The sequence below is a fragment of the Subtercola boreus genome (genome assembly GCF_003399645.1).
GTDB lineage: Bacteria > Actinomycetota > Actinomycetes > Actinomycetales > Microbacteriaceae > Subtercola > Subtercola boreus_A.
Genome location: NZ_NBXD01000028.1, coordinates 1 through 9,592, shown reverse-complemented (window position 1 = coordinate 9,592; position 9,592 = coordinate 1). Strand labels below are relative to the sequence as shown.

Annotated in this window: 10 protein-coding genes; 2 read left to right on the top strand and 8 right to left on the bottom strand. The window is 67.7% G+C overall.

Annotation, left to right across the window (positions count from 1 at the left end; genetic code table 11):
* Nucleotides 1-511 precede the first annotated feature (511 nt).
* The gene (locus B7R24_RS14180; RefSeq protein ID WP_116419636.1) at nt 512-991 is read left to right on the top strand and encodes a DUF1801 domain-containing protein; all 480 of its coding nucleotides are present in this window, start codon (nt 512-514) and stop codon (nt 989-991) included.
* Between the two features lie 69 nt (nt 992-1,060).
* Here B7R24_RS14180 and B7R24_RS14175 read toward each other — a convergent pair whose 3' ends face one another.
* The 6 genes from B7R24_RS14175 to ppk2 all read right to left on the bottom strand — a co-directional run bounded on the left by B7R24_RS14175 (nt 1,061) and on the right by ppk2 (nt 7,027).
* Nucleotides 1,061-2,182 (bottom strand): ABC transporter ATP-binding protein, encoded by a 1,122-nt coding sequence (locus tag B7R24_RS14175; RefSeq protein WP_116419635.1) that lies wholly within the window; start codon nt 2,180-2,182, stop codon nt 1,061-1,063.
* Nucleotides 2,183-2,186: 4 nt separating this feature from the next.
* Entirely contained in the window at nt 2,187-3,080 is an 894-nt protein-coding gene (locus B7R24_RS14170) for an ABC transporter permease subunit (RefSeq protein ID WP_172582841.1), read from the bottom strand.
* Nucleotides 3,077-4,039: an ABC transporter permease gene (locus tag B7R24_RS14165; protein ID WP_253259474.1), complete on the bottom strand. Its 963-nt coding sequence runs from the start codon at nt 4,037-4,039 to the stop codon at nt 3,077-3,079. The genes B7R24_RS14170 and B7R24_RS14165 overlap by 4 nt, the downstream gene beginning before the upstream one ends.
* Nucleotides 4,039-5,142, bottom strand: a complete 1,104-nt coding sequence (locus B7R24_RS14160; protein ID WP_116419637.1) for an ABC transporter substrate-binding protein — start codon at nt 5,140-5,142, stop codon at nt 4,039-4,041. The genes B7R24_RS14165 and B7R24_RS14160 overlap by 1 nt, the downstream gene beginning before the upstream one ends.
* A gap of 179 nt (nt 5,143-5,321) precedes the next feature.
* Nucleotides 5,322-5,999: a hypothetical protein gene (locus B7R24_RS14155; RefSeq protein ID WP_116419633.1), complete on the bottom strand. Its 678-nt coding sequence runs from the start codon at nt 5,997-5,999 to the stop codon at nt 5,322-5,324.
* Between the two features lie 98 nt (nt 6,000-6,097).
* Entirely contained in the window at nt 6,098-7,027 is a 930-nt protein-coding gene (gene ppk2 / locus B7R24_RS14150; RefSeq protein ID WP_116419632.1) for a polyphosphate kinase 2, read from the bottom strand.
* 129 nt (nt 7,028-7,156) lie between these two features.
* Here ppk2 and B7R24_RS14145 point away from each other — a divergent pair, with 129 nt between their 5' ends.
* Nucleotides 7,157-7,873, top strand: coding sequence for a hypothetical protein (locus B7R24_RS14145; protein WP_116419631.1), 717 nt, complete (start codon nt 7,157-7,159; stop codon nt 7,871-7,873).
* 6 nt (nt 7,874-7,879) lie between these two features.
* On the opposite strand, the gene B7R24_RS14140 is transcribed toward B7R24_RS14145, so the two are convergent.
* Nucleotides 7,880-8,143, bottom strand: coding sequence for a hypothetical protein (locus B7R24_RS14140; RefSeq protein ID WP_116419630.1), 264 nt, complete (start codon nt 8,141-8,143; stop codon nt 7,880-7,882).
* A 5-nt stretch (nt 8,144-8,148) separates the two neighbouring features.
* A complete protein-coding gene (locus B7R24_RS14135) occupies nt 8,149-9,309 on the bottom strand; it encodes an inorganic phosphate transporter (RefSeq protein ID WP_116419629.1) in 1,161 nt (386 codons plus the stop codon).
* Between the last annotated feature and the right edge of the window lie 283 nt (nt 9,310-9,592).

The window sequence follows — 9,592 nt, the reverse complement described above, 5'->3', positions numbered from 1 at the left end:
CCACCACTCCCATGTGCATAAGACGAAGTGGAAGCTGGTGATGCGAAACGGCACCCCACATTTGATACCCCCCGACTGGCTCGACTGGCGGCAAACCCCACGACCCTGCCAACAAAACCGCGCCCGCCCACTCCCACAAACCGGCTAACCCGCAGCGCCCGGCTCACCTCCAGCATGCGCTCCAGGCCACCCAACTCAGCCACTCAGCCACTCAGCCACTCAGCCACTCGACCCAGCCATCCGCACACCGCACTGCGCTCGCATCCAGCAGTCGACCCAGCCATCCACCCACCCCACCCTCTCCATCCCCGGCAAGCCCGCAGGGCGCGGCAGCCCAGCGACAGCCCGGCGACAGCCCAGCGGTAAGCCCGCAGGGCGCGGCAGCCCGGCGACAGCCCAGCGACAGCCCCCCAGGGCACTGCAGCCGCAGGGCACGGCAGCCCCACCAAGCACGTAGGGCGCACCGGTGGGATGCTTGAGCGACTACCCCACCACGCAAGGAGGCGTCACGATGCCGAAGTCACCACAGAGCACCCAGAAGCCCGCGACATCCGAAGCTGCGGGCACGCTCTCAGCCGGGGAGCGCGCAGCACTGAAGCAACGCACAACGGAGTTGAAGGCCGAAGCTCGCCGCGGTAGCGCGCAGGAGAAAGCGGCGTTCGACGCCGAGGCCGTGGCCGTGAAGATCGCGCAGATGACCGAGCCCGACCGCGCCATTGCAGAGCGGCTGCATTCGATCGTCTGCGAGGCATCACCCGAGTTGCAGCCGAAGCTTTACTACGGGCAGCCGGGCTGGGCGAAGGGAGGCAAGGTGGTGGTGTTCTTCCGCAGTGGTCTGGGCGACAAAACACGTTATTCGACCCTGGGGTTCAGCCCCGAGGCGGCACTGGATGACGTCGGGGGCCTCTGGCCGACGTCGTATGCCCTCAACCACCTCACCGACGCCAGTGCAGCGCTCATCGCCGACCTTGTCACACGGGCGGCGCGCTGAACCCACAGGCCGGTCGGACAACCGTGACGTGTGCCGTGAGTGCTGCAAGCGAGGAACGGATGCCCGTGCTCACGCCGCAACAGACGACGGCGCCTCCCGCGGCGACACCGACACACAGGCACCCGTGAAGCGCAGGCTGACGTTCTCCCCAGAGGCGGGCTTCACGCTCACCCCGTGCTGCACAGCGATGAGTTCGCCATCGGGGAGGCGCACGGTCGACCGCCGGATCGACCCCAGGAAGCTGGATGACACCACCGTGCCGCGAATCTGCGGAGTGAGTAGTCCGGAGCCAGCAGCCCCGGCCCCACCGGCAGCACCCCCGGCACACCCCACGATCTCGACATCCTCCGGCCGCAGGTACACCGTCGCCGGCCCCTTCGCCACGGTCGGATCAAGCAGCGGCAGTTCGACCCCGTACACCTCGACGAAACCACCGCTCACCAGCCCGGGGAGGCGGTTGCTCAGCCCCACGAATTCGGCGACGAATGTGGTGGCGGGCTGCGTGTAGAGGCTCTCGGGCGTGCCGATCTGCTCGATGCGCCCGGCACGCATCACGGCGACCCGATCGGCGACGGCGAGCGCCTCCTCCTGGTCGTGGGTGACGAAGAGCGTGGTGATGCCGAGCTCGGTCTGGATGCGACGGATCTCTTCCCGCAACTGCACCCGCACCTTCGCATCGAGGGCGGAAAGCGGCTCATCGAGGAGAAGCACGCGCGGGCGCGTAACAAGGGCGCGTGCCAGGGCGACGCGCTGCTGCTGCCCGCCCGAGAGCTGGTGGGCGAACCGTTTGCCGAAACCGCCCAGGCCGACCATCTCAAGAGACTCAAGCGCTCGCTCGCGGCGCTCGTCTGTGGGCACCTTGCGCATCCGGAGCCCGAATTCGACGTTCGCCAGAGCGTCGAGGTGCGGGAACAGCGAGTACGACTGGAAGACCATGCCGAGGTCGCGCTTGTTCGTCGGCTGGGTGGTGACGTCGTAGCCGTCGATCGAGATGCGTCCGCTGGTGACGGATTCGAGACCCGCGACCGAGCGCAGAGCGGTGGTCTTGCCGCAGCCCGACGGGCCGAGCAGGGCGACGAACTCTCCCGGCTGGGCGTGCAGGCTGAGTGAGTCGAGCGCAAGCGAGCCAGTGCCATAGTCCTTGACGACATCGGCGAGTTCGACGGAAGCGCCGGAAGTGGGTGCGGCCATGGGTCTACCTTTTCTGGAGAAGCGGGATGCGGGGGCGGCGAACGGCACCGACGGTGCTGAGCCGCCCGATCAGCAGAAGCAGAACGAACGCGAACGCGAGCGCCAACAGCGAGAAGATCACGGCGACATACGGATCGCTCTTCGAGATCAGCAGGAGAGCGGTCTGCAGGTTCACACGGTTGAGCAGCGACGCGATGGTGAACTCCCCCAGCACGACCGCCACCGAGATGAAGGATGCCGCGAGCACCCCGCGCCGCAGGTTCGGCAGGATGATGCGAAAGAGCACTGTCGACCATCCGGCCCCCAGCGACCGTGCCGCCTCGCTGAGCGTGATCACGTCGACCGTCTGGAGGTTGGCCTGGATCGCTCGGTACGCATAGGGCAGCACCGTGATTCCGTAGGCGAAACCCAGCGACCAGATCGAGCTGCCCGCGACCTTCACGACCACGGCGTACACCGGCACCAGCCCGACCACGAGCACGATCGCCGGCACGGTGATGGGAATGATGCAGATGAACTCGAGCACCCGCCGCAGTTTCGCGAAGCGCAGCTCGACCAGAATCATGGTCGGCAGCAGCAGAACGAGCACCAGCAGAACCGTCACGAGCACGAGAACGAGTGAATTGCCGAGTGCCGTCGCGAGCGGCGCGTACTTCGTGTTCACGGCCGGGTCGGCCAGGTTCAGCCAGTGTTTCAGGGTGTAGGTGCCCGACAGCCCGTCTCTGAACGTGAATTCGATCATCGCGAGAATCGGTACGGCGAACAGCAGACCGACCAGGCTCAGGATGATCGTGCGAACCGTTCGCGAGGGCGCGGCGCCCACCCGGGCTGCACTCGGGCGCACTGCACTTGGGCGCACTGCACTCGGGCGCGCGGCACTCGGGCTCGAGGCGCTCATCGTTGCCACCTGGCGGTCTTGGACTGCAGCAGCGAGTAGCCGAACATCAGCACGACCATGACCACGATCATCCCGAGCGCCAGCGCCCCGGCCATGTTAGAACGACCGAGCACGGTCTCGCTGATGAGCGCCGAGCGGATCTGCAGGGGAACGATCTGCGCTCCCTGGCTGATGAGCGCGGCCGCGGTGGCGTACGACGAGAACGCGTTCGCGAACAGCAGCAGCAGGCTGCCGAAGAACGACGGGGCGAGGATGGGGCCGGCGACGCGCACCCAGAAGGTGAGCCGACTGCCGCCGAGCGTGGCGTTGGCCTCGGCCCACTGGGGTTTGAGCCCCTCCAGTGCCGGCATGAAGGTGATGACCATGAGCGGCACCTGGAAGTAGAGGTAGGGCAGCAGCAGTCCGGGCACCTGGTAGAGCCAGACGCCGTCGGCGTAGATGTTCACGCCGAGGTTCTGCAGCGTCACCGTGATGAGGCCCTGCACGCCGATCGTGGCGATGAACGCGAAGGCGAGCATGACGCCACCGAACTGGGCGAGCACGCTCGAGGCCGAGTTGATGCTCGAACGCAACGCGCCGTCGGGGCGGGTGCCGAGCAGGGCGTAGCAGACCAGCGCGCCGACGATCGCACCGACCACCGCGGTCACGCCCGACACCCAGAACGAGCTGAGGAAGGTGCCGAGAATCTGTGGTGAGAACAGGGCCGCCACGTTCTCGAGCGTGAAGATGCCCTTCTTGTCGACGAACCCGGTCGTGATCGCCAGCACCGACGGGATCGCCAGGAACAGCAGAACGTACAGCGCGAAGGGAGTGAGCCCGAGCACCGCGAGGCTCGGCCGGCGCCGCCGTGGGGCGACGCTGGTGGCGGATGCCGGGCCCGACGGCCGTTGCCGCCCGGGCCTGGTGGGCCGGGCGGCAACGGAGGTGTCAGTGCTCGGGGTGGCGAGCGTCTTGGTCATTACTGAATGGCCGTTGCCCAGTTGGCAGACAGCAGGGCTGCAGCGGCCGAGCTCTGTTCGGCGGTCGGCGAGACGAAGTTGTCGGGCATCGTGCCTACGGCGGCCTGGGCGGTCTTGTCGGTCGTACCCGCGGCATCCATTGCCGTCAGCAGCACCGGGAACGCGCCCGCTGCGAGGTACAGGTTCTGTGCGTCGGCGCTGTAGATGAATTCCTGCCAGAGACGAGCAGCAGCCGGGTGCGGAGCGTCGGCGCTGACCGCCTGGTTGTAGTAGCTGCCGTAGGCCGTGCCGGGCAGGATGGTGGTCTTCCAACCGGGGGTTGCGGCCGCCGAGGCGAGGTTGTTGTAGCTCCAGTCGAAGACCACCGCGGTCTCGCCCGAGGCGATCGTGGCGGGGGTCGGGTCGACGGTCAGAAAGTTACCGGCCTTGTTCAGCTTCTGAAAGAAGTCGATTCCGGGCTGGAAGTCGTCGAGCGATCCGCCGGACTGCACCGCAGCGAGTCCGACGGCCGCGAATGCAGCCCCTGCCTGGGTGGGATCGCCGTTGATCGCGACCTTGCCCTTGTAGTCGGAACCGAGCAGATCGTCGAGTTTCGTCGGCGCCGTCTTGACGACGTTCGAGTTGTAGCCGACCGACATCAGTCCGGTGTAGTCGTTGACCCAGAGGCCGGTCGACTCCTTGTTGGCGTCGGGGATGTCGCTCCACGAGGAGACCTTGTAGGGCGCGAACTTGTCGGTGTTGGCGAGCGTGACAGCCGGTCCCAGGTCGAACACATCGGGGGCCGTGTCCTGGCCGACGAGGCTCGTCGCGGCGGTGATCTCCTCGGCGCTCGACGCGTCGGGGCTGGCGGAGTTGACGGTGATGCCGTACTTCGCCTTGAACGCCTCGATGATCTTGCCGTAGTTGGCCCAGTCGTCGGGCAGGGCGATCACGTTGAGCGCGCCCTCCGTCTTCGCTGCGGCGACGAGGGCATCCATGCCGCCGAACGCAGCAGCGTCGGTGGCGGTCTTCGCGTCGACGCTCGACGAGCTGCTGGATGCTGCGGTGGACGACGAGCAGGCGGTGAGCGCGAGTGCAGCCACGGCGAGGGCGGCGACGCCCATCGAGGCGCGGCGGGCGCTGCGGGTGCGCGGGCGGGTTGTGAACAAGGATTCCTCCGGTACGTCGCCCGTGGTGTCCGCGCTCGGGTGCGGACTGCTGGCCACGGCGGCGACTTCAGTCACGGTAGGAGGCGTTCGGGTACGGAGAACCCACAGCACGAAGACGGAGGGTGAAGAGCGGGTTAACGCAGGTCGGTGGCCACCGAACGCGGGCGGGTCACGATGAACCGCCGGTCGAGCAGGGCGGGAACACCCGCGATCGTCACCCGCGTTCGGCCGAGGTCGAACGCCATCGCCGCCCAGCGGCCGAGCGGATCGTCGATGCGCAGAACCGGATGCGTGCCGTCGTCGAGATAGAGACGATCGTGCCGGCGTCGCATGTCCGACACCCAGTGCGTGGTGCGGAGCAGCTGCTCCTCCCACTCCTCGGTCGGGCCGCCGCGACGGGGCACGGGCACCACGAGCTGGTCGTTGCGCACCAGATAGCTGACGGCATGCTCGGTGAGGGCGGAGCGGGCGGGGTCCCGCCGGGCATCCGTCTGCTGCGGCAGCTCGGCGGGACCGCTGCGGATCGACGCCGACGGGGCACGGCGCCGGGAGCCGAGCGACCTCTCGTAGAAGACCTCGACCCGCACCGGACTGCCGTCGCCGAAGGTCGTGCGCATACCGGTCGGCGCGAGCTCCTCCGCCGGGTCGAGCGTCACGGCAGGAGCACTCCGGCCGAGCCTGCGCAAGGCGGCCAGGCTGTAGGGCACATCGGGGTCGGCCGCCCGGCCGAAGAGTGCCTCAGCGTGGGAGATCTCGGGGCAAAACCTGTCGTCTGCCAGCTCCACCAGCTCGACAAAGAGCGATCTCACCATGTCTTACGGCTCCGAGCTGTCGAACGAAAGCTGCCCGCAGATACAGGCATCCACCGAATTTACTCCCTCGAAGCCTCGACCCGCATCCTGGGCCAGGGTCACACCGGCGGCGCCGGGCGGGCGTGCTCGCCGCGCTCGTAGACCTCCGAGGCCGGGCCGACGATCTTGGGGTCGGGGGCGCCGACAATGGTGCGGTCCTTGTTCTCATAGTCGAAGAGGTTCAGCACGTGGCGCATCGCCTCGAGTCGGGCGCGCTTCTTGTCGTTGCTCTTCACCACGGTCCAGGGCGCGTCGGGGGTGTCGGTGATCTCGAACATCGACTCCTTGGCCTCGGTATAGGTGTTCCACTTGTCGAGGGAGGCGATGTCCATCGGCGACAGCTTCCACTGCCGCACGGGATCGACCTGGCGGATGGCGAACCGCGTGCGCTGCTCGTCGGCAGACACCGAGAACCAGAACTTCACCAGATCGATGCCGTCGCCCACGAGCATCCGCTCGAAGGCGGGCGCCTGGCGCATGAACTCGGCGTACTGCGCGGGGGTGCAGAACCCCATGACGCGCTCGACGCCCGCGCGGTTGTACCAGGATCGGTCGAAGAGCACCATCTCCCCCGCGGCCGGCAGATGCTGCACGTAGCGCTGGAAGTACCACTGGGTCTGCTCGCGCTCGCTCGGCTTCTCGAGCGCGACCGTGCGGGCGCCGCGCGGATTCAGGTGCTCGGTGAAGCGCTTGATCGTGCCGCCCTTGCCCGCGGCATCCCGTCCCTCGAAGACGATGACGAGGCGGCGGCCCTCGGCCTTCACCCAGTTCTGCAGCTTCAGGAGCTCGATCTGCAGCAGGCGCTTCTGCGCCTCGTATTCGCCGCGGTCGAGGCGCTCGTCGTAGGGGTAACCCTCGCGCCAGGTGTCGATCGACGAACCGTCGCGGTTGACGAGCACGGGGTCGTCGTCGTCGACGTCGAGCACGGTGTAGCCGAGCACGTCGTCGAGGTCGGGGGCTTCGAGGTAGGCCTGGTCTGAGGTCGTCATGCTGCCGGATTGTACGGCGTGCATTCGAATGGATGGTGAAGCGCAGCCGAACGGGGCGCTCAGCATAGGGATTTGCGGGGCGGGTGGCAATCGCTAGCAACTCGCGCGGAGAGCCCACAGGCTTGCGACATGTCCACAGCAGAGAACACACCCGACGACCGCCGCGACCTCCCGGCCGACACACGCCGCGACGATCACATCGACGACCGCCGCGAATACCCGGTAGAGACACGCCGCGACGATGAGACCGCCGCTGTTGTGGCCGACAGCCAGCTCAGTCACCGGCAAGAGGTGCTCGAACGTGAGAAGGAGAAGTACGGCGGCGTCAAGGTCGGCTCGGCGTTCTTCGGGTGGCTCACCGCGACGGGCACCGCGGTCATCCTCACCGCACTCGTCGCTGCGACCGGCGCGGCCGTCGGGCTCGGCAATGCGAACGGAGACGCGAACCAGGCGGCCCAGGCTGCGACGGAGAACGTGAACACCGTCGGTGTCGTCGGCGCGATCGCACTGCTCGTTGTGCTCTTCGTCGCCTACCTCGCCGGTGGTTACGTTGCGGGGCGCATGGCGCGATTCAACGGCGCGAAGCAGGGTCTGGCCGTCTGGCTGTGGGCCGTCGTCATCGCGATCGTGGTGGCCATCGTCGCGGCCGTGGCGGGGAGCCAGTACAACATCCTCGGCAACCTGAACAGCTTCCCGCGCATCCCGGTCGACGAGGGAGCACTCACCATCACGAGCATCGTCACGCTGCTCGTCGTTGCGGTCGCGAGCCTCGCGGGTGCCGTTCTGGGCGGCCTCGCGGGTATGCGCTTCCACCGCAGGGTCGACCGCGCCGGCCTCGGTCGCTGACGCGGGTCAGTGGAACTGCGGAATGATCAGGTACAGGCTGTAGAGCACCGCCGCAACGCCGATCGCGAGGCAGACGTATCCGCCCGCTGTCGCTGCCGCGGGCCGCGCGCCGCGGGCGGAGCCCACCACGTGGCCGTCCTCCCCCGTGTCGTCGGGCGACCCGGTAGCCAGCAGGCGCAGACCGAGAGCGTAGAACACCACGATGACCACGGCCGCAGCGAACGAGATGATGAAGACGAGGCCGAAGGCGCCCCAATCGATGGAGATCATGGCGTTCAGCCCTTTCTTCCGGCGAGGGCCGGGTCGCCCGCATCCTGGGTCGTCGACTCAACCTCATTGACGTTCTCGTGGGTGACGGGGTGGCGGCGAGCCAGGACGACGAACCCGGCGCCGAGAACGAGGGCCAGAACGGCCACGACGATGAGGCCCACGGTGCTCGTGGATGCCGCCCAGGCCGCGAGGCCGCCCACAATGGCCGCGGCCGGCAGCGTGAAGACCCAGCCGAGGGCGATCTTGCCGACCACACCCCAGTGCACGGTGGCCAGGCGCTTGCCGAGCCCCGATCCGACGACCGCGCCCGAGGTGACCTGGGTGGTCGAAAGAGCGAAGCCGAGGTGCGAGGAGATGAGGATGGTGGCGGCCGAACTCGTCTCGGCCGCGAAGCCCTGGGCGGGCTGCACATCGGTGATGCGCTTGCCGACGGTTCGCATGATGCGCCAACCGCCGAGGTAGGTGCCCAGGGCGATCGCGAGCCCGCAGGAGGCGATCACCCAGAGCTGCGGGCCCGAGCCCGAGTCCTGGTAGCCGGCCGCGACGAGCGTGAGGGTGATGACGCCCATCGTCTTCTGCGCGTCGTTCGTGCCGTGCGCCAGCGAGACGAGGGAGGCCGAGACGGTCTGTCCGTGCCGGAATCCGCGGTCGGAGCCGTGCGCCCGGGCCTGCCTCGTGAGCCGGTAGGCGGCGTAGGTCGCCACGAGCGCGACGAGCCCGGCGACGAAGGGCGAGAACAGCGCCGGCAGCACGACCTTCGAGAGCACCACGCCGAAGTCCACCGAGTTGACGCCGGCACCGATGATCGCGGCCCCGATCAGTCCGCCGAACAGCGCGTGTGTCGAGCTCGAGGGCAGTCCGAGGTACCAGGTGCCGAGGTTCCAGAGCACCGCGCCGACCAGACCGGCGAAGATCATCGTCGGGGTGACCTGGATTCCGCCCTGGCCCTCTTTGATGATGCCCTGCGAGATGGTCTTGGCGACCTCCGTCGACAGGAACGCTCCCACGAGGTTCAGCACCGCCGAGATGAGCACGGCGACCTTCGGTTTGAGGGCCCCGGTGGCGACCGAGGTGGCCATGGCGTTGGCCGTGTCGTGGAACCCGTTCGTGAAGTCGAAGACGAGGGCGATCGCGATGACGAGAGTGACGGTGATGAGTACGTCCATGGAATGGCTCCTCCGGTCTCGGCCACGAGAACGAGGCCGGCACCGAGACAGTAAGCCGCCTGTGTGAACGCAGGATGAACACGGCCGGGAGCTTCTGACCAATCTGATCGGGCCGCTGTGTCGAAGACTAGTTACCAAGTAGTTCACAGCCCTCACACAGCAAACGAAGGATTTCATCATGCGCAACTTCACCAAGGTCGCCACCGCGATCGCCGCATCCGGCCTGCTCGCGTTCTCGCTCGCCGCCTGCTCCACCACCTCCAGCACCACCTCCACCCCGGCC